This window comes from Haladaptatus sp. HS23 (assembly GCF_056892285.1).
In genome coordinates this window covers 37860-62735 of record NZ_JBXGLH010000021.1, presented here as the reverse complement: position 1 = coordinate 62735, position 24876 = coordinate 37860, and the positions used below count along the sequence as shown (strand labels likewise).

20 protein-coding genes are annotated in these 24876 nt (G+C 49.6%); 8 read left to right on the top strand and 12 right to left on the bottom strand.

Annotated features, from left to right (window positions below; all coding sequences use genetic code 11):
• Positions 1-455: 455 nt before the first annotated feature.
• Positions 456-1766 carry an RNA-guided endonuclease InsQ/TnpB family protein gene (locus AC1XDK_RS28045; RefSeq protein WP_483353311.1) on the top strand — a complete coding sequence of 437 codons (1311 nt, stop codon included), beginning with the start codon at positions 456-458 and terminating at the stop codon, positions 1764-1766.
• 74 nt (positions 1767-1840) lie between these two features.
• Positions 1841-2224 (top strand): CBS domain-containing protein, encoded by a 384-nt coding sequence (locus tag AC1XDK_RS28040; protein WP_483353310.1) that lies wholly within the window; start codon positions 1841-1843, stop codon positions 2222-2224.
• 160 nt (positions 2225-2384) lie between these two features.
• Here the strand turns inward: AC1XDK_RS28040 and AC1XDK_RS28035 are convergent, their stop codons facing one another.
• Positions 2385-2624, bottom strand: coding sequence for a hypothetical protein (locus AC1XDK_RS28035; RefSeq protein ID WP_483353309.1), 240 nt, complete (start codon positions 2622-2624; stop codon positions 2385-2387).
• A 613-nt stretch (positions 2625-3237) separates the two neighbouring features.
• Between AC1XDK_RS28035 and AC1XDK_RS28030 the strand changes: the two genes are divergently transcribed.
• Complete coding sequence (locus tag AC1XDK_RS28030) at positions 3238-5046, top strand: SLC13 family permease (protein ID WP_483353315.1); 1809 nt, start codon at positions 3238-3240, stop codon at positions 5044-5046.
• Positions 5047-5319: 273 nt separating this feature from the next.
• Here AC1XDK_RS28030 and ilvA read toward each other — a convergent pair whose 3' ends face one another.
• Positions 5320-6558 carry a threonine ammonia-lyase gene (gene ilvA / locus AC1XDK_RS28025; protein ID WP_483353308.1) on the bottom strand — a complete coding sequence of 413 codons (1239 nt, stop codon included), beginning with the start codon at positions 6556-6558 and terminating at the stop codon, positions 5320-5322.
• Positions 6559-6741: 183 nt separating this feature from the next.
• Here ilvA and AC1XDK_RS28020 point away from each other — a divergent pair, with 183 nt between their 5' ends.
• Positions 6742-7542: an aldo/keto reductase gene (locus AC1XDK_RS28020; protein ID WP_483353307.1), complete on the top strand. Its 801-nt coding sequence runs from the start codon at positions 6742-6744 to the stop codon at positions 7540-7542.
• Positions 7543-7609: 67 nt separating this feature from the next.
• A complete protein-coding gene (locus AC1XDK_RS28015; protein ID WP_483353306.1) occupies positions 7610-7990 on the top strand; it encodes a nuclear transport factor 2 family protein in 381 nt (126 codons plus the stop codon).
• A 22-nt stretch (positions 7991-8012) separates the two neighbouring features.
• On the opposite strand, the gene AC1XDK_RS28010 is transcribed toward AC1XDK_RS28015, so the two are convergent.
• From AC1XDK_RS28010 to AC1XDK_RS28000, 3 genes are all read right to left on the bottom strand, one after another.
• Complete coding sequence (locus AC1XDK_RS28010) at positions 8013-8372, bottom strand: DUF7344 domain-containing protein (RefSeq protein ID WP_483353305.1); 360 nt, start codon at positions 8370-8372, stop codon at positions 8013-8015.
• 266 nt (positions 8373-8638) lie between these two features.
• Positions 8639-9868: an AI-2E family transporter gene (locus tag AC1XDK_RS28005; protein ID WP_483353304.1), complete on the bottom strand. Its 1230-nt coding sequence runs from the start codon at positions 9866-9868 to the stop codon at positions 8639-8641.
• Positions 9869-10076: 208 nt separating this feature from the next.
• A complete protein-coding gene (locus AC1XDK_RS28000) occupies positions 10077-11219 on the bottom strand; it encodes a glycosyltransferase family 4 protein (RefSeq protein WP_483353303.1) in 1143 nt (380 codons plus the stop codon).
• 201 nt (positions 11220-11420) lie between these two features.
• On the opposite strand from AC1XDK_RS28000, the gene AC1XDK_RS27995 reads away from it, so the two are divergent.
• Positions 11421-12380 (top strand): sulfatase-like hydrolase/transferase, encoded by a 960-nt coding sequence (locus AC1XDK_RS27995; protein ID WP_483353302.1) that lies wholly within the window; start codon positions 11421-11423, stop codon positions 12378-12380.
• 53 nt (positions 12381-12433) lie between these two features.
• On the opposite strand, the gene csaB is transcribed toward AC1XDK_RS27995, so the two are convergent.
• The gene (gene csaB / locus AC1XDK_RS27990) at positions 12434-13648 is read right to left on the bottom strand and encodes a polysaccharide pyruvyl transferase CsaB (RefSeq protein WP_483353301.1); all 1215 of its coding nucleotides are present in this window, start codon (positions 13646-13648) and stop codon (positions 12434-12436) included.
• Between the two features lie 57 nt (positions 13649-13705).
• Between csaB and AC1XDK_RS27985 the strand changes: the two genes are divergently transcribed.
• Positions 13706-15214 (top strand): flippase, encoded by a 1509-nt coding sequence (locus tag AC1XDK_RS27985; protein WP_483353300.1) that lies wholly within the window; start codon positions 13706-13708, stop codon positions 15212-15214.
• Positions 15215-15711: 497 nt separating this feature from the next.
• Here AC1XDK_RS27985 and AC1XDK_RS27980 read toward each other — a convergent pair whose 3' ends face one another.
• The 3 genes from AC1XDK_RS27980 to AC1XDK_RS27970 form a co-directional block, all read right to left on the bottom strand.
• The gene (locus AC1XDK_RS27980; RefSeq protein WP_483353314.1) at positions 15712-17040 is read right to left on the bottom strand and encodes a sulfatase-like hydrolase/transferase; all 1329 of its coding nucleotides are present in this window, start codon (positions 17038-17040) and stop codon (positions 15712-15714) included.
• Between the two features lie 379 nt (positions 17041-17419).
• On the bottom strand, positions 17420-18514 hold the full coding sequence (locus AC1XDK_RS27975) for a glycosyltransferase (RefSeq protein ID WP_483353313.1): 1095 nt from the start codon (positions 18512-18514) through the stop codon (positions 17420-17422).
• 56 nt (positions 18515-18570) lie between these two features.
• Positions 18571-19650 carry a glycosyltransferase family 4 protein gene (locus tag AC1XDK_RS27970; protein WP_483353299.1) on the bottom strand — a complete coding sequence of 360 codons (1080 nt, stop codon included), beginning with the start codon at positions 19648-19650 and terminating at the stop codon, positions 18571-18573.
• Between the two features lie 124 nt (positions 19651-19774).
• Between AC1XDK_RS27970 and AC1XDK_RS27965 the strand changes: the two genes are divergently transcribed.
• A complete protein-coding gene (locus AC1XDK_RS27965; RefSeq protein ID WP_483353298.1) occupies positions 19775-20815 on the top strand; it encodes a glycosyltransferase family 4 protein in 1041 nt (346 codons plus the stop codon).
• 453 nt (positions 20816-21268) lie between these two features.
• Here AC1XDK_RS27965 and AC1XDK_RS27960 read toward each other — a convergent pair whose 3' ends face one another.
• The 3 genes from AC1XDK_RS27960 to AC1XDK_RS27950 all read right to left on the bottom strand — a co-directional run bounded on the left by AC1XDK_RS27960 (position 21269) and on the right by AC1XDK_RS27950 (position 24837).
• Complete coding sequence (locus AC1XDK_RS27960) at positions 21269-22702, bottom strand: sulfatase (RefSeq protein WP_483353297.1); 1434 nt, start codon at positions 22700-22702, stop codon at positions 21269-21271.
• A 175-nt stretch (positions 22703-22877) separates the two neighbouring features.
• Entirely contained in the window at positions 22878-23801 is a 924-nt protein-coding gene (locus tag AC1XDK_RS27955; RefSeq protein WP_483353296.1) for an NAD-dependent epimerase/dehydratase family protein, read from the bottom strand.
• 124 nt (positions 23802-23925) lie between these two features.
• A complete protein-coding gene (locus tag AC1XDK_RS27950; protein WP_483353295.1) occupies positions 23926-24837 on the bottom strand; it encodes an NAD-dependent epimerase/dehydratase family protein in 912 nt (303 codons plus the stop codon).
• Positions 24838-24876 lie beyond the last annotated feature (39 nt).

The window sequence follows — 24876 nt, the reverse complement described above, 5'->3', positions numbered from 1 at the left end:
TTCGACGGAAATCTCGTCGAGATGATTCACGATCTCTTGCAACAGTCTCTGAGTGAAAAGTTCTAACGGTTACTATAGCTCCCGTCGAGGACGCGCTTGAACAGCCTAAACGTGAGGAGGGTGAAGAACAACCCGTTCAACATCCCTGACTCGCGGCGAGTAGCCTCACAAAGTGCCTGAAGGGACAGCGAAGCACAGATAAAGCTCATTGTACGGTTGGAAACGACGTTCCCACCCTCCGTGGGCCAAATCGATGAGTGATAGTCGGAAGAGGCATCGATCTGACGGCGACAATCCTTATACGCGGAGCAGGTGCACTACCACGGCCTTCAGGCCGTGGATACGCACCGTCACTCTACGACACCATCAGCCCATAGCAGCACTGCCGGAGATTCACTCATAAACATCGGTTTTACATTCAATCACGTACACCGTTTATGTACAGCGGTTCCAGCATGAATATCCACCGCACCTATCGAGCGAAAATCCTCAACCACTCACAGGTAGAGGACTCACTCGACCACCACGGGTGGAGTGCAAGCAAACTCTGGAATGTCGCCAACTACTACTCCCGAAACGCATGGGACGAAACCGGTGAAATCCCTGATGATGGAGAACTCAAAGCCGAGTTGAAAGGCCACCCCAAATACAAAGGACTGCACAGTCAGTCCAGTCAGCGAGTTCTGGAGGAACTCGATGAAGCCTTCAACTCATGGTACGGCTCTTCAGACAATCGGGATAACGTGCCGGGCTACCGCAAACGCAACTACTACGACAACGACGGTAACCGTGTCCACGAAGAACACCCGCGAAGCACCATCACATGGAAACAACAAGGCATCAAGCACGACGCCAAACACAACAAGATCCGCCTCTCGAAAGGCAAAAACCACAAATCGTCACCCCACGCTCGTGAATACATTCTCATCGAATACGAAACACGAGACGACGCTATTGTTGAGAACATTCAGCAAGCGCGCGCTGTCTACGACGAAGCGAAGCGTCGATGGGAACTTCATCTTGTCTGCAAAGTCAAGATGAAAACCCCGGAACCACCCGGTGAGGAAACTGCAGGGATTGACCTTGGCATCTGCAACTTTGCCGCTGTTGCATACAGCACCGAAGATGCCGACTTGTATCCGGGGAATCGTCTGAAACAGGACGAGTATTACTTCCAGAAAGAGGTTGCAAAGTGCGACACGTCGCACGGTGAGCGAGCGACCCGGTTGAATCACAAGCGTGGCGAGCGCCGTTCTCACTTCTTCCATGCTTTAGCGAAACACATTGTTGAACAGTGTGTGGAACACGATGTTGGCCGTATCAACGTCGGTAAGTTGGAAGGAATTCGCGAGGAGGAGAATGGTGATTCGAAGAACTGGGGAAAACATGGGAACCTCGACCTTCATGGGTGGGCGTTCGATCGCTTCACGAACATCCTCGAATACAAAGGCAAAGTGAAGGGAATTGAAGTCGTGGAGGTGTCTGAGAGAGACACGAGCAAGACGTGTTGTATGTGTGGGAAGAAGGACGATAGTCAGCGTGTTGAGCGCGGATTATACGTGTGCGAGGATTGTGATGCGGCGTTTAACGCGGATGTGAATGGTGCGGAGAACATCCGGCGTGATTTGAACAAAAGTAACTCCGAGTCTGTCGGTGATTCATCGATGGATAGGAGTACCGGCTGGTTGGCACAGTCATCAGTCTATCTTCATGACCTGTCTCGCGGATTCTCACCGCGTGATTCGGTGGTAGACTGCAAACCTTAATCTCCTAACGCTCGGGATTCCCGCGTCTTCAGGCGCGGGAGGATGTCAATCCCAAGGAGATAGTATATATTTGAATGGACAATGTCTTTGTCGGAAGTCTTATGTCTTCGCCAGTACGCACCGTACGCGACGACACTTCACTCCAGAACGCTGGGGAGATAATGCGCGAACACGATATCGGTTCGGTCATCGTCGTCGATGATGACGACCGTCTCGAAGGAATCCTCACCGCGACTGATTTCACCCAGGTGATCGCAGACGGAAATCCCGACCCGAATGCAACCGTTTCCACAGCGATGAGTACGGACGTCATCACGACCACCGCAGACGAAGCCATTCAAACAGTGGCGGACATGATAATCGAACACGGGTTTCATCACGTCCCTGTCGTCGATGGGGAAGCGGTCATCGGCGTCATCACGACGACAGACTTGACAGCATATCTCTCGAATAGCTAGAATTCGAGCCCATTGCAGTCGGTTCGGGGAACGTCAATACCGAATCCGTGACGTACTCAGACCACTTTCTTCGGTTTTGGAAATTCTGTATTCCGGTACTCGGTCACGCTGCACAATACATCTACAGATCAGTCGAGATAGAGAACAGTGAAACGGCCGTTCAGACCTCGAACGCGTCGTCCTGTTGGTCGTAGTGGATAGTCAGCGTGCCCGGTGCGGAGTGTCTGGTTGCGTCGCGGATAGCCTCGAACTGTTCGAGCATCTCGTTCGAACCGGTTCCGTTTTTGGATCGTTCTCGTGTTTCCTCTCGCAAAGAGTCGTAAACCCGTTCTATAAGGAATCTGACGGCTTCCGCGTCGGGTTTTGAATCGATTTTGAAGACGGCTTCGTAATGCGACATACGGATAGTCGGCACTCCAGTGATAAAACCATGTCCGACATTCGTCGTCAAATACGGCCCTCCATGTGTACACCCCATACGACACGGGAACCACGGAGCTGCCAAAAACAGTGAGGCTAGATTACGTGGATTCAGGCGAGAAAGCCTCGCCCTTAAGCGCGGAAATGAATCGCCGCCTTTGTTCACATTCGGTGCGCGATACAATCTTAGGTACTTTCCCGTTGTTTCTACTCTCACCCGACGCGGCATGTCCGCGCCAATACCAGGACGATCGGACAAATTCGGGCCTCTCAATCGAGGCTCGACGGTACCCTGTCAGGATAGATTGGGTACCGACGGTACACACCCAAGTACCTCCGAATCCACCGTTGCGTTGTCAGACGCGTGAGTAGTACGGTCAATAGGAGTAACGGCCACGTGGCATGGCCAGTACCTCGTCGGTGTGCAAACCGTAAACATCCCAACCAGCGACCGACGTTGTGGGAATCCTCGCCTTTCAGGGCGGGAAGGATGTCAACAGCCTTTTTCCTTTCGCCAGTCTCCTTTTCGTATGTCCTTAATTGAGCTGACTCTGGTATTCCAGAGTGTGGCTTCAACCTCGGTGACGGGCGATATGCTCGTCGTTTTCGCACTTATTCTCCTCGCTCTTGTTCTCTTTGCAACCGAGTGGTTTCCGATTGACGTTACCGCCATCCTGGTGATGGTCCTGTTGATGATTCTCGAACCGTGGACACGGATATCCGCGCGCGAGGGCATTTCCGGCTTCGCCAACCCAGCAACCATCACCGTGCTGGCGATGCTCATTCTCAGTACCGGTATCAACCGAACCGGTATCGTCCAACTACTCGGTCGGAAGATGGCCACGTTTGCGGGGACGGATCGGCGCAAACAACTCGCCGCGACCATCGGCGTCACCGGCCCGGTTTCCGGCGTCATCAACAATACGCCTGTCGTCGCGATATTAGTCCCCGTGATAGCCGATCTCGCACACGAAGGGAAAACATCACCGTCGAAGTTGCTTATGCCGTTGTCCTTCGCTTCGATGCTCGGAGGAACGTTGACGCTCATCGGAACGTCGACAAACATTCTCGCGAGCGATATCGCGGCCCAAATCGGTGCGGAATCACCCGGTCTCGGATTGCATTCATTCGGAATGTTTGAATTCACCAAACTCGGTGTCGTCGTATTCTCGATCGGAGCCATCTATCTCATGACGGTCGGCGTTTACCTGCTCCCCAAACGGATTCCTGCCGAGGAGGACCTCGTCGAGGAGTATGCCCTCCAAGAATATCTCGCGGACGTCGTCGTTCCCGCGAACTCGTCGTTGATCGGGCAGACCGTCGAGGAAGCCCTCGGGAACGACGATTTCGATATCGACGTGTTACAACTGATTCGTTACGGGGAACGCTTCTCCGAACCACTCGCTCGCAAGGAGATTCACGAGAGCGACACCCTTCGACTCAGAACGAATCGGCAGACACTCACGCGTATTATGGACGCTGAAGGACTCGTGTTGGCGGGTGGTCCCCGGACTGAAGACGACCTCCATTCGGGAGGTACGGAACCCGTTCTCGTCGAAGTGGTCGTTCCGTCGGGGTCGTTTCTCGTCGGTGAGACCCTTGCGAGTTCGACGTTCCGACAACGGTACGATGCGAATGTTCTCGCATTTCGAACCCGTGGTGACGTGGTTCGCGACCGGTTCGAGGACATTCGCATCCGCGTCGGCGACACGCTATTGGTACAGGCACCACCCGACAGCCTGACTCGACTCGTCGAGAACGAGGACTTCATCGTCGCCCACGAATTCGACGAAATCGAGTATCGGAAGGAAAAAATTCCGTTCGCAATCGCCATCATCGCCGGCGTCGTCGCGCTTCCAGCGCTGAACGTCATCCCCATCGTCGTCTCGGCACTGGCAGGGGTGGTTGCGATGGTCTTCACTGGCGTTCTCAAACCGACCGAACTCTATTCATCCATCGAGTGGAACGTCATCTTCCTCTTGGCGGGCGTTATTCCGCTCGGAATCGCTCTCCAGAAAACGGGGGCTGCTGCACTTCTCGGTGATACCGTCGCCTCAACGGCGACATTTCTTCCGGCAATCGGCGTTCTGTGGGTGTTTTATCTCGCGACCGGCCTGCTAACAAGCGTCATCAGCAACAATGCGAGCGTCGTGTTGATGATTCCTGTCGCTGCCAGTGCTGCGCAGTCGATCGGGGCAAACGCCTTCGCGTTCGTGTTGGCGGTGACGTTCGCAGCATCGACAGCGTTCATGACACCTGTGGGCTACCAGACGAACCTTTTCGTCTACGGGCCGGGTGGATACACGTTCTCCGACTTCCTCCGCGTCGGAGCTCCGTTGCAGTTGCTCTTATCGGTCGTCACCGTTTTCGGGATTGCGTTCTTCTGGGGCGTTCGTGTGTAACCCGGCGTCTGACCGGGTGTCGACAACTATATCTGGTATTCTAGTTCCGCTTCTCGACGACCGTTTTTGATAACGATCCTTGTCAAGAAAGAAGAAACTGAACAGGAACGGTGTATGTCGAACCGAACCGTTGCGGGCGTCAGTTGTCCTCGCCGCCGTCAGCAGGTCGAACGGACGCTCTATTGCTCGCTCCACCCCACTACTCCCGCTACCGCTTCCACTTCCGAGTCCGAGGAACGAATCACTGTCGTGGATAGACTCTCTTCGGACGTGTCAGGAGTTGACGTGGATGACTTCGTAGGAGTGACTGCGTATCGAACGGATGATGTTCCGCGCTTGTCCGGCACCACTCGTCTCCACCTGAAAGACGAGGTACGCTTCGCCGACGTCCAGTTCGGGTGCCGAACGGTCGTGTCGGACGTTACGGATGTTCGCGCCATGGCTCGCGATGATGCCGGACACCTCCTGCATCTTGCCGGGTTGGTCGTGGATACGGACTCGCAGGCGGAGGAGTTGCTCGCGGTTCGTCAGTGCGTGCACTAACACGGTCTGGAGCATCGTCATATCGAGATTCCCGCCACAGAGCAACGGCATCACCGTTTCCCCCTCGACGTCAAGGAGTTCGCCCATGATGGCCGCGACGGAGGCCGCACCGGCACCCTCGACCACCTGTTTCGACCGTTCGAGCAGGAAGAGGACCGCCCGTGCGATTTCGCTGTCCGTCACGGTGACGATTTCGTCGACGTGATCTTCGATGATCCCGAGTGTCAACTCGGAGATGCCGCCGGTCGCGATGCCGTCGGCGATGGTGTCCACGGAATCGAGCGTCTTCGGAATCCCCTTGTCCAGGCTGTCAGGAACCGTCGCGGCACCCGTCGCCTGCACGCCTACGATTCGCGTCTCGGGGGACAGTTCGGCGAACGCCATCGCGATACCGGAGATGAGGCCGCCGCCACCGATGGGAACCACGACGGTATCGACGTCCGGGAGGTCCTCGTACATCTCCACGCCGAGCGTTCCCTGTCCGGCGATGATGGCCGGGTCGTCGTAGGCGTGGATGAGTTCCGCGGACCCTTCCTCCGCGAGGCTCTGTGCGTGGTTCATCGCCTCTCGGAAGTCCTGTCCGACGAGTTCGACCTCGCCGCCGTAGCCCCTCGTCGCGTCTATCTTCGTTTGCGGAGCGGTCTTCGGCATGACGATTGTGGAGTCGATGCCGAGTTTGGTCGCCGCGAGCGCGACGCCCTGCGCGTGATTACCGGCGCTCGCCGCGACGACGCGGCCGGTGTCCGTCCCGACGACGTCGCGTTCGATTTTGTTGTACGCGCCGCGCGTTTTGAACGACCCCGTCCACTGGAGGTGTTCCATCTTGAGGTGAACCTCGCCGCCGGTTCGCTCGTCGAGGGACGTACTCCGTTCGACGGGTGTCCGCTTCACGACTTCGGGGTCGTCGAGCCGTTCGATGGCCTGTTCGATGTCCGAAAAGGAGAGTCGTTCCGACGGGTTGGTGGTCATTTGTGTGTCCGTTGTCGTACACCACTATGATGGGCACGGTTCGACGCGAGAATCCCACCATGGGATTTCAGGCCATCCAATACGACACTAAGGTTTCAAGGCGAATTTTCCCACCGAGAGCGCGAAATCGAGTGACGACGAAACGGCCACATCTTTCACAAGCGGCTCCCCCCATCGAAACGTATGGACGAACTCCCGAACATCGGTCTCGGTACGTACAAAAACACCGACCCAGAGCAGTGTGTGGACATCGTTTCCACTGCGCTGGAAATCGGCTATCGTCACGTCGACACCGCACAGGCCTACGACAACGAAGCTCACGTCGGCGACGGTATCGAACGTGCGGACATCGAGCGCGAGGACGTTTTTCTGGCGACCAAGGTCTGGGACGACAAACTCGCACACGACGACGTGTTGGAGAGTGCGGACGACAGCCTCGACAGACTCGGTGTCGAGAGCGTGGACCTATTGTACGTCCACTGGCCGCGGAACACGTACGATGCCGGGGAAACCCTTTCGGCATTCGACGAACTCCACGACGACGGGAAAATCGATCACGTCGGCCTGAGCAACTTCACACCCGAACAACTGGACGAAGCACGCGACGTCCTCGACGCGCCGATATTCGCCCATCAAGTCGAGATGCACCCCCTGCTCCAACAGGAGGAACTCCATGAATTCGCGCGCGAGGACGACCACTGGCTCGTCGCTTACGCGCCGATCGCACGTGGGGAAGTGACCGAAGTTGACGAGATTCAGGAGGTTGCAGAGAAACACGACACAACACCTCATCAGGCGTCGCTGGCGTGGCTCGCTGCGAAGGAGAACGTGGTCGCCATCCCGAAGACGTCGAGCGAAGACCACCTTCGGGAGAACTTCGAGGCAGGGAAACTGGAGTTAGATGAAGACGATATCGCAGCGATAGACGCCATCGAGCGCGAAGAGCGCCTCATCGATCCCGACGACGCACCGTGGAATCAGTGACACGAGTACGTGTTACCGTCCGGAGAGCGGGAAGAACGCCTTTGGGACTCGACGGAGGAGGTTCCTCATGAAAGACACCGACGCCAAAGCCACCGTCCGAAAGTACTACGAATCGCTTCGTCAGGGCGAACCGCTCTATCCATATTTCGCAGAGGACGACTCGCTGGTCAAGTTCGGGATTTCGGAGCGACTCGTCGGGTTCGAGGCAGTCGCGGAGGGATTGCGCGAACAGACCTGTGGGTCTGAGGACTGGGCGGTGACGAGCCACGAACTGCGAGTGACCGAACGTGAAGACTACGCGTGGTTCAGCGACATGGTCGACATGGCGTGGACGGACACCTTGACCGAAACGCGCCACGAATTCAATACCCGGTGGAGCGGAACACTAGCCGAACGGGACGGTTGGACGTTCGTCGGAATGCACGTGAGCGTTTCACACGAGCTTTGAATCGTTTGCAGTGACGACGGCATCACTCAGTAGTAAAAAATGAGGCACCGAGGCGGTCGACCGTCGATGTGGGCGTGACGGTCCGTGAAACGGTATCGTACGTTAGCATTCCCGCATCTGCGAGTAGCGGAACATCGACATGGTGGAGTGTCACGCGGGTTCGCCGCTCATCGGAATGGGTCGGTCCTCGTCCCTCCGCGTTGGCTTTCTCCCGCGCCAGATGGGTGGCGAGTTTCGACAACTGCACCGCACCGTGATCGCGGAGATACGTGAGGACGGCACGGCGTCGCCAGTCTGTGACCACCGAAGCCATCTCGGACGACGGCCGGTCGAACACGGTTACATCAGTTCCTTCGTCACACAGTGTGGAATTCGAGTTCATGGGTGATACACCCTGGGTCACCGTAGGTGGCACCAAACGGTCGTTTCAGCGGTGTCGCGAGTGACCCAGTCACACGAGTGTAGGAACACCTGGTGATTATGATTTCTCACCAATGTCTCAAAACTCTCGATTATTGGGAAAACCTGTTGTCTGATGACCATAAACAGAAAGAAGGGAGTTCCGAGAACTTCCGAGTCGATTGCGATACTGACTACATCGATGGCGAAGAGTCGTTTCCCCCGTTCTGATGGGGGTCCGTCGAGTCCTTACTCATTCCCCCCGTCCGTTGATTCGATAGATGAGTCGGTTTCCGATGGATCTGTATTGACTGTATCAGCTGAGGGCGTCTCGTCGGTCGTTTTCCCGTCGGAATCCGGGATGGGGTCCGCGGCAGTTGCGAACGGCGTTAGCTCGCGGCCGTGGAGAAGGTCTGGGAGGATGATTCGTGCGCCGTGAACGAACAATACCATCAGAAGTGGGCCAAGGAACAATCCGTACCACCCGAAGAGGAGCGGACCGAGGATGTAGGCGAACAAAACAAGGCCGACATGGAGATTTCGGCCGGAAATGTACGGCCGCAACAGGAGTTCGGTCAACCCGTCGACGATGACCGCTGCAACCACAAGGAAGGCAAGTGGAAACCAGATCGACTGTGGAGAGGTGACGAGGGACCGTCCCAAAAGATACAGACCTATCGGTACGTAGACGATTTTCATGCCAATGACGGGAATCAGACTCCCTAGACCAGTCAAGAGCCCTAAGAGGACCGCTGCAGGAATACCTACTTCCGGCGGTGCAACGCTATCGAGCGCCGTGTAGGTGATGGCTGCGACGATGGCGACGACGAACGCGTTCAGGATGTTCCCGAAATAGATGGTTTCGAGGTCAGTGTCGACCTCCGCCAAATAAGCGTGCGTTGCGCTGTTCTCCCCGCTGATCTGTGTTGAAAACCAATGAGCGAGTTTTTGATCGTCTCGAAGGAGATAGAACGCGATAATGAGCGCGATAAAGACATGCAAAAGCCCCGATGCGACGGCACCAAGATACCCACCGGCCGACGTTAGGACCTCGCTTGCCGTTCGAGGATCGAGATACTGGGTGAGTTGCTGGGGATTCAAGAGTATTTGATTGATTGCGTCTTGGGGATTTTGCTGCCCGAGGACGCTTTGCACGTATGGTCCCAACAATGACTCATATTGCTCGAGGTCGATCCCGGCGAGTTCGCCCAATTGCCGAATACTCACGAATACCGTGTACGCGATGAGGAGTATGCCAGGGAAAGCGAGTACTCCCAACGCAAGTCCTGCTGCGAGGCTACGTGGTCGGATGCGATGGCTCAATCGACGATAGACTGGCCGCGTCGCATAGTAGACGAATAGTCCGAGGACAATCGTTCCAACATAAGAGTAAAGGATAAAGGCGAAAACTAACCCGAGTATCCCGAAGATGAGCCACCAAGCGGTCCGTTCGCGGTTCTGTGTTGGGTCAAAGTTCATATTTCATCCGTTGAGTGGGTTGCATTAAAGAACAGCATCAGATATTTCGACTGTTAACACGAGAACCGAACAGAAAAGACATCACGATTGCGAATAATCGAGCTTTCCCTCACCTTCGCTCATTCGAATCCAGTAGAGACGGGTGTACGGGATGTGCAGATATCCTTCGTCCTTGAGGTTCAACCATTTTTCAAAGTGTTTTCTATTATTAAAGTAGTTCTAGATAATTACGGAGGTGAATGTTAGAGACCGTGGATAGGTCGAATTGACGTACTCGTTTCTCGGCATTTTTGGTATATTTTTCTCTTGTAGTTTCATCACTGTATTGGCGGATTGCTGAAATTATTTCGCGGTGTGATCGAGGATCATCAATTAAAATACCACTATCTCCGATTGCTTCTGGTATTCCTCCGTTATTAGAGCCAATAACCGGTGTACCACTTGCTTGCGCCTCAATATAAACAATACCAAATCCTTCGACATCATATCCATCCTTTAATGGGGTGAGGATAAAAACATCAGATTCTCTCAATCTCCTATTCTTCTCTTCTTCCTTGACCCACCCCAAAACTTCGATAAAGGGGAGGTCTCGTGTCATTTCCTCTATTGCAGCACGGTTAGGGCCATCTCCAATAATAGTCAAGGAACAGTCTAACCCCTGCTCATTAGCAGATTTGACTGATTTCACTACAGTTTTCACATTTTTTCGATCAACCATCCGTGCGATCGAAATGAGCGACAAGGAATTCTCGGATTGGTGTTTTGTTTCTTTTTGATAGGATCCGAGATCAATCGACGGAGGTGCTACATATCTGTTTTTTTCGGACGGTATGTCTGAGAGGTTTTCTGTGAATTCACTAACTGAATGGACCACCGAGGCGTATTCGTATGCTCTTTTGGCGAGTGACTTGTTTTCGAGTTCCAATGCATGGATAGTCAATACGGAAGGCACATTGTATTCGTTTGCAGCTACCAATGCCGGTAGATTCTTAATATGAAGACAATGAATGATGTCCGGTTTATATTCATTTATTTTTGCCACACTCCTTTGATATTCATCTTCAAAAAACAGACCGTCGCCTGTGGTGAGGCTGTTGTAACCGTAAATCCACCGTGTCTTTGGAATCCGTGCCTTCGACCAATTACGATCACTTGGATCTAGTTGTAGTACTTCGACTTCATGACCTTGCTTTCGAAGTCCTGTTTCGAGATTGACTGTAACCGTTTGTATGCCCCCTGGTGGTGGTGGATAATCAGGTGTTACTAACAAAACTTGCATAAGCGAGGATTCGCCCCTCGTTGATAAAGTAGATTGTGGATCGAGTTCATCGATATTTAACTCCGATATCATGGTGAAAAAAGGCCTTTAACGTGCCTCTACAGTACGTTACTGCTCGGATTGACAGGGTCTAACTAATAAATTCTACTACAATGAAAATTATCACGATAGCTGACTCCGTTGTGTTACTTCTTTTATTATACGATGTCGGTTGGTTATGGATAAGCTTAAAAATAAGTAGTGACTACGGCATAATAGGAGTTTAAAATTTGAATGTACACTACCGATCAGATAATTTCAGGTATATCAAAGCCTAAAAAAATCGCGAAAGAACTTAGAAAACAGTCCGGAACGTTCCAAAACCGAATGTTTGGATGTGATATCATGTCCGAAGAGTGGGACAATTTGATCATATTGGATGCTTGCCGCTTTGATTTATTTAAAGACGTTTCAAACTTGGAGGGGGATCTAACGTCGAAACGTTCTAAAGGATCTGCAACACAGGAATTCGTTCTAAATAATTTCACCGGCAAAGAGTTTTTTGACACGTGTTATGTGACCTCGAATCCCTACGTTAGCATTCATGCCTCAGAAGCGTTCTATAATCTAGTAAATGTTTGGAAGGAGGGTTGGGATGAAGACACCGGTACCGTTCTTCCCCAAACGATGGTTGAAACTGCCATCGAAGAATATCAAGAGAATCCGGACAAACGGCTCGTAGTTCACTTTATGCAACCACACCACCCGTTTTTGGGTCAAACTGCGGAAGAAAATTTCTCCTCTTTTAATGGAAATATAAAATCTAGAAAAACTGCGCTTGGCGAGTCCGCGGATACGGATCCATCTGAAGATACTACACATGTTTGGGAAGCTCTCGAAAAGAACAAGGTTTCTGTCGAAACTGTGACTAAAGCATATGCAGAAAGCCTGAAAGAGGTGTTACCGTACGTTATAGAACTAGCCAAGCAAATCGAGGGGAAAACAGTAGTAACCTCTGATCACGGGAATTTGTTAGGAGAAAAGCCCCATCGCATTAACTTCCCAAAGAAACCTCGATATGGACATCCGGACTTCTCGACGGCTGAACCGTTAGTGAAAGTCCCGTGGCTAGAACTTCCTTTTGAGAATAGAAGGCAGATTGAACGTAATACTCCGAAGCAGGAGTCCACACCCCAGCCGGACGCACCGAACGAGGATATCGATCAACGACTCGAAGCGCTTGGGTATAAATAACAACAGTAACGTACTCACGCTTGGTGTACTATTCTATTTCCTCTTTAACCGGTTTATAATCTTGTTCGTTTTAGTTCTAAGATTCCCAATAGGGCTGTAGTTGATAGGAACTCAAACCCTGCGGTGATTTTTTCGCTCGTATCAATCCCTTCGTGTTCGATATCGGTGAGTGAATCAGACACCTTTTCTTGGAATCCATCTACTGACATTTGAGTATATTCTTGTAAAACCTGCTCGTTTTCACATATTTTATCGTATGATGTAGACAAATCCTCGAAAGTGATTCCACCATCGACGGTTAGATACATGTCCTCTTTGTAGCCGAGCCGTCTCAGTACAGATTTTACTTTTGGCTTATATGAAATCCCGAGAACGGGTTTATTTACTGAAGCAGCCATTATCACGCTGTGTAAGCGCATACCGACTACAAAATCCATTCTGTCGATTATACCCATAATCTCTTCCGGCTCATATATTTTTGTTATCACATGGCTGCTAGTATTCATCGCTGATTCTACTTGCTTGGATACCTCATAATCTGTTGCTTCCGTACTGCTCCCCTTTCCAAACGGTATAAATATAATCTCATATTCGGATGATAGAGTATCCAAGAACGAAGCTATTTGTTGCTTGTCCTTACCATTCAATTCGTAATCCCGTAATGAGACGCCAAGAAGTTTTGACTGAGCGGAGTCGACCAGTTCATTTATGATCTGGTGCCCCCTCTCGTCCTTTGTTAAGGAGAAAACTGGATCAGCCGATACTACGATTTCTGATTCGATACCCGCATCCTGTAGGACCTTCTTTGAATATTCATCTCTGGTAGTGATTGTATTCGAACGTCCCACGACCGATTCGATTTGCTTTTTAACTATGGAACTTTCGATGGGTCCCGCTCCGATTGAGAAAACTACGACTGGAGTATCTAGTATTTGGGCCAAGAAGCCTGTCTGGAGATAGCGGGATACCGTTAGGAATGAGTGATTATCCTGAAACAATCCACCACCTCCTATGATGACTGCATCGGCTTCGTTCACTGCCGTAATCATGGACAACCAATCGATGTTCACGATATCTCGTCCGATATTTGGCCTCCAAATCGCGTTTACCCCATATTTTTCTGCCGTCTCTTCAGGATTGTACGACAGAACTGTTATCTCACAACTGGTATATTCTGTCTTTAAAATATTAATGACGGATTGAAGAATGGCTTCATCTCCTGTATTTTCGGCACCGTAAAACCCTGTTATGACAAACTTTGTGCCCATTCGTATGTGATACGAAAGCGCAGAAGTTAATAAGCCTCCCGATGGATGAGTCCATGGATGACGAAATCCAAGCGAAATACTCTTCTAGAATCTGCGAGTTTTGTAATAATTTCAAAGTTTGTCTTGCTGGGGTCCGGTTTTATTGTTACTCCGTTACTCACTCGCGTTTTAGGACAGTCCGGGTTTGGTGTCTTTACTTTTGTTGTCGCCGTTTTCGGTATCGTTCGCTTAGTAAGCATGCTAGGACTTTTTGATTCGTTGAGAAAACATATAGCAGAAACTGACGATAAAAACTTAATCAGTGACTATTTTTCGATAGGTGTGGTTTTTACTACAGTCAGTGGTGTTGCCATCTCAATTGTGGCTCTCCTCATAATACTCACGTTGAATGTAAACCTCGGAGCACCAGCACCCAAGATAGCACTTATTCTCGTGTTTGGGGTCGTCTCCGGGAACATATATCAAATCTCGAGGTCTCTGTTTCATGGAATTCAACGGGAACAGATATCTACCAAGATCGAAATCGTGCGAAATATGTTATATCTCATCTTTTCAGCGATTGGTGGATTAGTTGGGGGGAGTACGGGAGCGTTAATTGGATTTGCTCTTTCGTTCTTTCTTGCTTCTTTGTATGGAATCGTTCTCTCCAATAAAACAGGAGGAATCACTTCAATCAATATCGCAGTGAGCAAGCCACGTACAAGTAAACTTCTTAGATATGGTTCTCTTCAAGCAATTGGAGGTGTTGCAGCTATGCTATTGTATAAAACCGACATTATTTTAATGGGTATTTTCACCAATTCTGAATCTGTTGCTATCTACAAATCTGCACTCCTCTCTGCAGAGTTAGTTTGGGTCATACCTTCAGCGATACAAGTCGTATTATTGCAAAACATATCTTTCAATTATTCTTCAAATAACGCTGCAAGAATCAACGATGTGTTAACGAAATCGATCCGGTTCGTTTCAATTTTTGTTTTCCTTACTGGTGTAGGTGTATTCTACTTGAGCAACGAATTTCTTCAACTCTATTTCGGCCCTGATTACCTCTCTGCCTCGATGCCTATGCGAATCCTGTTGGTTGGTACGATATTGTTAGGGATTACTAGGGTGATATCTCCTGCGCTCCAGGCGACAGGATGGATCAAATATTCTCAGATCGGATCTGTCCTTGCATTGTTCGTCAATACGGTGCTGAATCTATTGCTGATTCCCAAATATGGTGCACTCGGTGCTGCAATTGGGACATCGATATCCTACTGTGTCATTTTCATATCTAATGCGACGATATTCTATTATACAGAAATGGAACTCAGCGATGATAAATTGGTAGTAAAACTTATTGTTGCATTCTTATTATTCTCGTTATTGTTAGGAGGAATCAGTTCTATCATCAAGCTAAATCCTTTGTTTAAGATAATGGCTGTCTCATTTGCTGGGGTTGTCCTATTACTGATGATCCTTGTTCCGTTGGGATTAGTGAAAAGATCTGAATTCAATTCAGTCCTTGATTCGATATATAATCTAATGGGTAAAGTCGCCAAATCAGCCAATATCGATATCTAATGAGTCGCGTATTTGGCAACCATTTGGAGTAGAATTATGTTTCGAAATCATCACACTGCTCTCTTTCTATGGCTGAAGAAGTCGCTATAGCAACTAGCGCTGACAGCACGTCGTTTGAATAACCCTTCTTTCGTAAAATTTGTCCCCTCCGTCTAGAAATAGTCCTCTGTTGGACACAATCTCTTTTTCCTTTCAGAAACAGATCGTCGTGATAACTGGATCAATCAGCCTCTACTTAGATGCTTTGCGTCGATCTCGAACGGTTACCCGGTCTTTCCCAAAGGAGTAAATGGAGAATATGACGCATCTACTTTTACTGTAAGGGCTTGGGATTGCTTACAGAAAACAGTCCCGGTGGTTCACTATTAGTACAGATGATTGCATCGTTCGTCTCATCCACCGTCCGTTTCATTCACTGTCCAACGATTAGTGACTGGTTTGATTTGTGGCAATACCAAGAACACTTCTCTCTGTTCCAACTTGCATTTACTAGAAATTCACGTGTAACCGAGTGCCTCCAACTGATCCTTTACCATTTCGCTAGCGCTCTCACCATCTTTCGAATCCCATGAATCCGGAAAGTGTTTTTCCAATTTCTCGATCTCTTCTTTCCTCATTGGAACGAAGCTGTCTCCTGCCACGTCGGTTTTGACATCCGCTGTTAGCGTCATGTTGTTCCCAGCAGATTGAATCAACTTCCGGCCACCTGCGTAAACGGCCTTCCGTTCGAATCCGTACCGGACACCCTCACAAAGCACTGCTCTGTCTTCGGGGATTTTTTCAGACCAATTATGTCCAGGTAACTCCTCTGGAGGTGATGATAAAACATCTGCCAGAATAGTGTGTGGGATGTCACGGGAACTTGCCCATCCACTCCGAGGCAACAATTGTGGCGCGTTCGTTCCGAGTGGAACACGTGCAACCATATCGAATGGCGTCCCTCCGTGGCCAACACCATAATTCGGCTGTGAATGTGTAAACTCGCGATCTAGTTCACAATGTTCCCAGAATGCTTCTCCATGGTCTCCTGTGAGAACGACCATGGTATTTGGGGACGCAGCGAGCAGATTTTGAATTTGGTCACCAACGTAATCGAGTGCAGCTCGTGAGAGACGAAGCCTCTGTTCGAGAAATTCGTCGAATCCCGTCTTCTGTGTGCCAGTCCCGTCGTACCCCCCAAACCCTCTAATATCTTGGATGTCCATATCCACGCCCCTCTCTTCGAGGTAATCTCCAGGTGGTTGGACGGGGATATGTAGGTCACCCAAGTGTACATACGCAAAGGTTCTTTCTCGTCCCGTTCTCCATTTCGTATAATCGGAAAGTACCCGTTCCGCAGAGGCATCTCCATACACTCGATGGGATTGATACCACCCCTGTAAGGCTAAAAACGGCATCATGAAGGCACATCCAGCATACGTTTCGTAGCCTGCAGCTTCTAGATAATTGGAGAGAATCGGTGTAGCGTCGGTTTGTTTTGGAATTGCTAGATGTCTCTTCTTTTCATTCTTCGTATGAGCTACCGCTTCGTGCTGATGCGGGTACAAACCCGTTTGTAAGCTCGTAACTGCTGGAAACGTCCATGTTGCAGGAGAAATCGCACTGCTAAATTCAAGCGGGAGGTCAGGTATATGATCCGGTCTGAGTGCGTCAATGACTACAAATAAAATGTGATGGGGTGCATTGGACGAGCGCCGAAACGTCTCGTTTGGCGGTTGGTGGGATCGATTCGCTTGGTAACCCTGATATCGATAGTAAAAAGGCTTGGCGATTGTCTTGAATAGCTTGGAACGTTTAAGACTCCGTTTAATTGATTCTCGACTCATAATCACTGGACTTTTTTCCATTCTGTGGCGATTCTAAGAGCCCTGGAAGCTAATAGTTTAGTGTATTCCTTTATCTATTTTAGTAAGCATCGATGAAAACACCTGAATCCATCAAAATTTTGAAAACAATATTCAAATCCATGCCATTCGCTGGGTGAATCTATAATACATTTATTTGAATGGGGTCTCAACAAGAGTATCACTGGAACGCTCAATGGTCACGACGTTTCTCGATGGAATTGCTTTACTTTGACGCTTTCACGAAGGGAATTGTCGGTTACACATGTTCTGGTGGGAGTGTTATTGTACAGGATATAAAAATCGTAATCCAACGATGAATAGTAGTGGTGCTGTTTTGGATCTTATTTGGTCTAAAACGCTAATCAAGCAATTCGCGGTACACTTCCTCTGTACTCGCCACCATCTTCTCTTGTGAAAACTTTTTCCGCACTCGATTATCGGCGTTTTCACCGTATTCTCGAAGTTTGTCCGGGTCCAAGAGAAGTTCGTTCATTGCATCGGCGAGTGCTGTGGCGTCGCGCGGTGGGACGGTCAATCCAGTTTTACCATCCTTACTGACCCATGGAACTCCGGTTTGGAGATCTGTATTGATGACTGGCGTTCCGTACGCCATCGCTTCTAACTGGACAATGCCAAACGCTTCGCTCGGTTCCACTGATGGGAGTATGAAGAGGTCGGCGGCATCGTATAAATGATGGAGGTGATCGCGCGGTACGTACCCGAGCATACGGACTTTTTCCGAGATCCCCTGTTGCTTGATACGGTTCTCGAGGTCATTTCGACGGTCTCCACTTCCTGCGATTAGTAGCGTTGCGTCCACGGTATCCATCGCATCGATGAGATACTCGATACCCTTGTAGTAGTTAAGTCGCCCAACGAATAGCAGGATCGGCCGGTCAGGGTCAACCGGTATTTCCTGTTTATTGCTAGGTAAGGTTTCATACTCATCGAGATCAATCGAGAGTGGAACGACTGTGCATTTCGACTCATATGGGGCAAGATGTTCTGATGATTTGAGCAAGTTAGGTGAGGTTACTATGATCTTATCTGCACGATCGAGAAATCGATGAAGGAGCGGACGATAGAACTGGAGTGCTTTCACTTGTTTGATGATATCGCTGTGATATGTAACAACGATTTTTTCGTCACCTGATGGTGAAAGAAAATCCGATAGTACGGCAAGCGGGTTCGGGAGATGGTAGTGAACAATGTCGGCGTCGCGCCGCAGCCGTGCCAGCTGTAACGGAAAAGTGGGTGCAATTGATGTCGACATGAGGGTTCCAGCACTGCTTGCTCTGGTCACTGGTATTCGGTTAACTGTCGTCTGTTCCCCTTTTCCCTTCGAGGATGATGCGAGGACATGTGTGGCGTAGTCCGAATCGGTTACGCCCTCGGACGTTGCCTGCACAACACGTTCGATACCTCCAATGTCTGGATAGTAAAATTTACTCACTTGGAGGATGTTTGTCGTAGTAGACAAGGCTAATAACCCCTCATCGGCGAATTCTCTTAAAGCTGTATAACCGATCGATATACTTCAATGGTCTCTCGGGCAGTTCGTTCCCATGTGAACTTGCTAGCACGATCTCTCCCTCGCTCTCGTAGTTCATTTCGAAGAGTCGCGTCTTTCACTACCTGTTCTATGCCTTGAGCAATATCATGGGTATCCGATGGATCAACAAGTTGAGCCGCATCGCCTGCGACTTCAGCCATCGCTCCACAGTTTGAGGTGATGACGGGGGTACCCACGGACATGGATTCGAGAATTGGTAGCCCGAAACCCTCGTAGAGAGAGGGGTAAACGAGAGCAGTTGCGTTATTGTATAGCCATGCAAGCTCCTCGTCAGTAACAAAGCCGAGTGCTCGAACCCCATCTACTTCGGGAAGATTTGTAGTGGCGAGAACATCACGGGTTGGGCCTACGAGAGCTAATGGAACTGGATCGTCTACTTCGTTGCGGTACATACTATATGACTGAACCAACCTTTTTAGATTTTTACGAGGACTCGCTGCTCCGACGGAGATGAGGAAATTTTCCGGCTTAAGTTGTCCCACTGATTTGGTTACTTCTTGAGGTGGTTCCACACCGTTATAAATTGAGACAGTCTTTTCATTCGCACTGGAATACTGGGATTCTATCTCATCACGAGCAAAATTTGATACCGTGGTAATCTGGTTAGAAACGCGAACTGCAAGGGGAGTCAGTGTTCGGTAGAATAATGCGTACTTTCGAGAAAACCATTCAGGGTGAGTTATTGGTGAGATATCGTGAATTGTCGTTACTTGTGGAATTTTCGATAGAATTGGTGGCTGGCCTGCAGGTGTATGAAAGATATCCAAATCGTGATCGGAAATCACCCGCGGGAGTGTTAATTGCTCCCAGGAATGTGCGCGAAGGCCGCTGTGGTCTGGTGATGTGTTTCCAATTTCTATTGGGCACTTGTTTGACTGTAAATCGCCAGGGATCGAATCTATGCCAAACAAGATATATTTGATATTATCATCGCGCTGAGTTAGCGCATTAAGTAGTTTATACGTATAGCGACTAACTCCGGTCGGTTCGGGCTTCGAAAGGACCCTTACATTCATTCCTATCCGAATCATGGAGTTTGGTATGATACTAGTTGCTAAGCAACCATCCTATAAGTTCCTTTTTAGAGTAAGATAGGACGCAATCAAGAAGCTAATAAGCGATAAGTTTCTATCCCTGTGCATGGATCTGCTTGTAATAACGCGTGAATTCCCACCTCATGTGTTAGGAGGAATTTCTTATCATCTTTCGTATCTATACGACGAAATGAGAAAACTGGACCACGATGTTACTGTGATCACTGGAAAATGTCCGGAAAGCGAAAAAGTGTCTTCGGATTTGTGCCCAAATGATATTGATGTCCACACTGTTCCATTCGGTAGTCGCAGAGGTCACCATATTCGATTCTCAATTGCTCTCCGGCGTTTTTTAGCCGAATTTAACACCTCTGCTTATGATGTAGCTTTGTTACATACTCCAATCCCGTTTCCGTTAGATATCCCTACTGTTACCAAATATCACGACTGTGAGCGCGAGGAAAGAAAATATCGGCCATCTCAAAGTCCCAGCAAAAAAGCACTCGATAAATTGGTCGATCCGACCCGGCGGTGGAATGATCAACGTTCACTGTCCGTATCGGACCACGCTATTTTTGTGAGCAGTCTTTGCCGTGATGCATGGCAGAACCACTATAATGTTTCATGTGAGTGTGATGTCATACATAACGGGGTAGATTTAGATGTTTTCTACCCCCGAAGCAAAGAAAGACACCAGCAAGAATATATCCTCTTTGTCGGAAATGCGGAGCGGAAAGGTATTTCGAGGGTTCTTGAATTTGCCGAAGATGCACCTTATGAAGTATGGATGGTTGGCCCTTCACAGGTCAAACAATCAAACACAAGGGCGCTCGGACGAGTTTCCCCAGAGGAATTGGCTCATATATATAGCGATGCCGTCACCACTATTCATCCCGCTCACTTTGAAGCATTTGGTAATATTATTTTGGAGTCATTGGCCTGCGGTACTCCTGTTGTCGCTACTGAGGGATGTGGTGCAGCCGAAATTATTGATGAAACTTGTGGTGTGATTACCAATGACCTTCACGATGGTGTGCGAAAAGCAGAGGATCTACAGGATAAAGCGTGCCTCGAAACATCGAGAAACTATACCTGGAAGAATGTGGCAGAAAGAACCACTGAAGTCATATCTCAGATGGGAATTTAAGTTGAATTTATTAGGTCTAACGACAATCATCTCGACTTAATCGTCCCGATACCCACCGTTTGAACTGATTGTGATTGTGAATGGGTTCTTATCTCATTATCAGTCTCGCGTAGCAAGTTGACGAAAACCGGACTTCTGATCCTATCGACATGGAATTGATTACTGTTCTTCGAAAAGTTTTCCAGTTGGATCGGTATTCTGAATTCATCGGGTTATAATGCTCTCCTGATTGTTCTTGCTCAGTGTGCAATTCTGGGGACTCACTTGGATGGATTACTGCTGTGATGTACGAATCGACAATTTCTGTTTGAGACACTGCAAGTTTATTGGGAATCATCTCTTTGACTCCATGGGTGAGGCCTCCAACACCTGTAATCCGCGTCTCTATTCTGATTGAGTTGTGAAAGCGAAAATTACCGGATGAAGCGGGAAGACGTCCCGACTGTTTTCACTCTACCGATACCCGAGATCCTCGAGTAACTCCTCGGTATCTGCACTCAACTCTCCAGTCAGTTGTGGCAACTCTCCGTGCAGAATCGTTCGTTCTACCGCCTCCACGAGACTAGGTGACGGTTCTTCGTCGAGTGTATGGTGCTCACGCCGGTCGAATGTTGGCGCGTATACTCTTGCCGCGTCGAAATTGACCGCCCCGTCTTCGATCAGTTGTGTAATTATCTTACGCTCGGTATCACGGACCGCGATCGTCTGGCTTCCCCCAGATATTACGTCAGATTGAACGATCTCGCCTGGTTGCTCTTCGAAATGTGACTCTCGATTTGACGACAGAGGCATCGCTACGTTATTGATATCGAGCAATTCGGCGATCAGTTCGTGAAGCCACCCGAGCGAGAACAAATGGTTCATACGCTTTGGATCGTCTTCTACCGGTTTAGCCAACAGTGGGACATGTAAAAGTTCGTCATACATGTAATGGCGATCGTTTTCGAATTCAAACTTGTCGCGTCCTGCGGCGTGGCCGTAGATTCCACGATCATGAAGTGCTTCTCCATGATCGCTCGTCAGGACAATGACTGTATTATCCCACTTACCGTTTGCTTTCAACCACTCGATCAAGTGTCCAATCTGTTGGTCGATGTAGCGTAGCGTGCTATCGTACATATCCCGATAGTGCGGCTCGTAATTGTTCACGAGCCGATTTGCATCCCACATAAACTGGCGAATCGTCGAATCCGACGAGAGGAGACCTCCAGCGCGTGCGCGCTCGGGATGAATCGGCGCATGTAGATCCATCAGATGTGTCCATGCGAAAAACGGTCGGTTCGTTGAATCCAAAGCGGTAATGAGGTCATCGATGACGTCTTCTGCAGCCACTGTCGGCCACTGCCCCGAAAGTTGGTTTAGTCGATATGCGACGACAGGTGCAGTGTGAGACAGTGGGATATCATAGTCTTTGAGCTGGCGCATCGTCGATCTGATCGAGGAGATGAGTTTGACCTTAAAGTCAGGTGAATCCCCTGCTGCTCTCTCGGGAGTGAATTTTTCGCCCAATCTGTTGATGCGGAGGTTCTCAAACGAGTCGAATCCACGATCGAAATTCCTATATCTAGATAGATGAGGATTCGAAATCCGAGCAAGGGTTTGGTATTCAAGCGATTTGAGCCAGGTTGCGAGGGTGGGGGAGTCGTCTGGGATGGCCTTCCACGAGGTTTGCTGATAGTAGGCAGTGTCTTTTGATAGCCGGCCAGAAAGAATTCCGGGGAACGATTCAGGTGTCCATGGGCCAGTAGCATACGCGTTGTCGAAGACGGTAGCAGTGTTTGCAAGCCAGTCTATATTTGGAGTTGTTGGTCTATCATACCCGTTAAATCCGCAGCTGTCATAGCGCAAGCAGTCTATCGTAATTAAGAGCAGGTTTGGCCGTTTCATTGTCTATGATGGACGCTAATACTACTAAAAATTGGCTATTATACCATCTAAAATTGTATTTTATTTAGGAATGACTATATGGCTTCGTTGTCACTCACTGAAAATAATCCTGCCATAGTGAGAGTCTGTATTCTTGGTGAGAAATTAATGCAAGTTTACATCTATGGTTCTTCGACTATTGGTACTGCTCGCAAACTGACTTCAGTCCATCACGAAGTTTAATCTCTGGTTCCCAGCCTGTAGCCGCATGCATTTCGGAATAGTCCGCCATCGTATCGTGAACGTACACTGAATCTGGGATCGGATTCTCGATATACTCCGGTTCGATATTAGTGCCGAGTTCGTCATTGAGCAGTTCGACGAGATCATTGAATGAGATTTGCTCGCCTGTGCCGAGGTTATAGACGCCCGTGAGCTGGTTCTCTGCTGCGAGGATGAGTCCGCGAACGATATCGTCGACATGGGTAAAGTCACGCGTCTGCGTACCGTCCCCGAATAGAACAGGGGCCTCACCCTTCGCGATATCGTCAGCGAACTGTGCGATGACGTTCGCATACTCCTCTTTGTGTCCCTCTGCGCCACCATATCCTTGATATACCGAGAAGAAGCGCATACCCGCAATATTCATATCGTAGTGATTAGCGAAATACTCTGCGTACTTTTCACGGGCGAGCTTTGATGCTTCATAGCCAGTGTTGACAGTTACATCCATAGAGACGGGTGATGGTTCGGTTCGGTTCCCGTAGATGGACGATGTGGAGGCATAAACAACGGTGTCACAGCCGTCGTCCCGGGCTTGCTCAACGGTATTGACGAAGCCCTCAACGTTCACTCGCGCTCCCTTCGTCGGGTCTTCCTCATGCATTTTGTATGAGGAGAGAGCAGCAATGTGGAACACCACGTCCACGTCAGTCGGAAGATCGTCATCGAGAACGCTCTGTTTGTGGAATTCAACTTCGTCGTCTAAGTTCTCGGCAACCCCGAGGTAGCCGTCGTCGACTACGACAACGTCGTTTTCGGATGCGAGACTGTTCGCGAGATTCGAACCGATGAATCCTGCACCGCCGGTAACGAGAATGCGCTTATCAGATAGTTGCATTTGTAAGTCGCTATTTTGTACACTGTAACCCGTATACTTATATCGTTTGTTTAGTGTGACTTGGGTGAAAAAATGGATCTTCCTGAAGACGAGTTGGCTGACTCCAGTACGCGATGAAAGGTCTTTATAAGAAGGAGGAAAGCCCTTCGTCCACCGAAATGGACGGTTCGTAGCCGAGTTTTTTAGTGGCCTTCGAGATTTCGGCTTCACTTTCCGTGATGTCTCCTGGACGTGGTTTCGTGTGAACAATTTCGGAGGACGACTCCAATACGCTTCGAATTGTCTCGGCGAGTTCGTTTATCGTAATACTCTTTCCGGTGCCGATATTGTATGATTCCCCGACGTAATCTGTCGTCGCCGCCAGCAGGTTGGCCTGTACAATGTCATCAACATGGACAAAATCTCTCGTTTGCTCGCCATCACCATCTACGGTTATCGGGTCTCCGTCGATCGCTTGGCGTTTGAAAATACTAATGACGCCGCTGTAATCGCCGCTGGACTGTCGTGGGCCGTAAATGTTGAAGTACCTAAGAGCAACTGTTTCCAATCCATATAGTTCCTGGTAGAGGCGGGCATATTGGTCCAGTGCAGATTTCTGCAATCCGTAGGGTGATGACGGCGAAATAGGTTCCTCCTCCGAGATCGGAGTCTTGGTTGGCTGTCCGTAAATGGCACAACTCGAAGCCAAGACTACGCGGGCATTAAGTTCTCGTGCTCGTTCGAGCAATGCAAGCGTCGCATCGAGATTCACTTCGTTTGCGCGTATCGGTTCCTCGACTGACTCCTGAACGCTAACGACACCCGCTTGGTGGAATATCAAGTCGACATTCTTGGTCGCACGATGGAGGATCTCGGAATCGCAGATATCACCCTCAATGACCGTTACGTCGTCGTTAACGTTGGAGCGTTTTCCGGTGCTAAAGTTGTCGAGAATCCGAACGTCGTTCTCTTGAACGAGCGCATCGGCGAGATGGCTGCCGACGAATCCCGCACCTCCAGTGACGAGGACAGTTTTGGAGACTGGTGTTTGGGTCATTCATGTTTCTGTTAACAAGCCTTTCCTAAATTCGTTTCT

Excerpts from the sequence above, each read along its gene's own strand:
- ilvA (WP_483353308.1), bottom strand. The coding sequence starts at position 6,558 with ATGACCACCAACCCGTCGGAACGACTCTCCTTTTCGGACATCGAACAG.
- AC1XDK_RS28005 (WP_483353304.1), bottom strand. The coding sequence starts at position 9,868 with ATGAACTTTGACCCAACACAGAACCGCGAACGGACCGCTTGGTGGCTC.
- AC1XDK_RS28040 (WP_483353310.1), top strand. The coding sequence starts at position 1,841 with ATGGACAATGTCTTTGTCGGAAGTCTTATGTCTTCGCCAGTACGCACC.
- AC1XDK_RS28010 (WP_483353305.1), bottom strand. The coding sequence starts at position 8,372 with ATGAACTCGAATTCCACACTGTGTGACGAAGGAACTGATGTAACCGTG.
- AC1XDK_RS28000 (WP_483353303.1), bottom strand. The coding sequence starts at position 11,219 with ATGATATCGGAGTTAAATATCGATGAACTCGATCCACAATCTACTTTA.
- AC1XDK_RS27980 (WP_483353314.1), bottom strand. The coding sequence starts at position 17,040 with ATGAGTCGAGAATCAATTAAACGGAGTCTTAAACGTTCCAAGCTATTC.
- AC1XDK_RS27955 (WP_483353296.1), bottom strand. The coding sequence starts at position 23,801 with ATGCAACTATCTGATAAGCGCATTCTCGTTACCGGCGGTGCAGGATTC.
- AC1XDK_RS28035 (WP_483353309.1), bottom strand. The coding sequence starts at position 2,624 with ATGTCGCATTACGAAGCCGTCTTCAAAATCGATTCAAAACCCGACGCG.
- AC1XDK_RS27985 (WP_483353300.1), top strand. The coding sequence starts at position 13,706 with ATGACGAAATCCAAGCGAAATACTCTTCTAGAATCTGCGAGTTTTGTA.
- AC1XDK_RS28045 (WP_483353311.1), top strand. The coding sequence starts at position 456 with ATGAATATCCACCGCACCTATCGAGCGAAAATCCTCAACCACTCACAG.
- AC1XDK_RS27950 (WP_483353295.1), bottom strand. The coding sequence starts at position 24,837 with ATGACCCAAACACCAGTCTCCAAAACTGTCCTCGTCACTGGAGGTGCG.
- AC1XDK_RS27965 (WP_483353298.1), top strand. The coding sequence starts at position 19,775 with ATGGATCTGCTTGTAATAACGCGTGAATTCCCACCTCATGTGTTAGGA.
- csaB (WP_483353301.1), bottom strand. The coding sequence starts at position 13,648 with ATGGGCACAAAGTTTGTCATAACAGGGTTTTACGGTGCCGAAAATACA.
- AC1XDK_RS27995 (WP_483353302.1), top strand. The coding sequence starts at position 11,421 with ATGTACACTACCGATCAGATAATTTCAGGTATATCAAAGCCTAAAAAA.
- AC1XDK_RS28030 (WP_483353315.1), top strand. The coding sequence starts at position 3,238 with ATGCTCGTCGTTTTCGCACTTATTCTCCTCGCTCTTGTTCTCTTTGCA.
- AC1XDK_RS28015 (WP_483353306.1), top strand. The coding sequence starts at position 7,610 with ATGAAAGACACCGACGCCAAAGCCACCGTCCGAAAGTACTACGAATCG.
- AC1XDK_RS28020 (WP_483353307.1), top strand. The coding sequence starts at position 6,742 with ATGGACGAACTCCCGAACATCGGTCTCGGTACGTACAAAAACACCGAC.
- AC1XDK_RS27960 (WP_483353297.1), bottom strand. The coding sequence starts at position 22,702 with ATGAAACGGCCAAACCTGCTCTTAATTACGATAGACTGCTTGCGCTAT.
- AC1XDK_RS27970 (WP_483353299.1), bottom strand. The coding sequence starts at position 19,650 with ATGAATGTAAGGGTCCTTTCGAAGCCCGAACCGACCGGAGTTAGTCGC.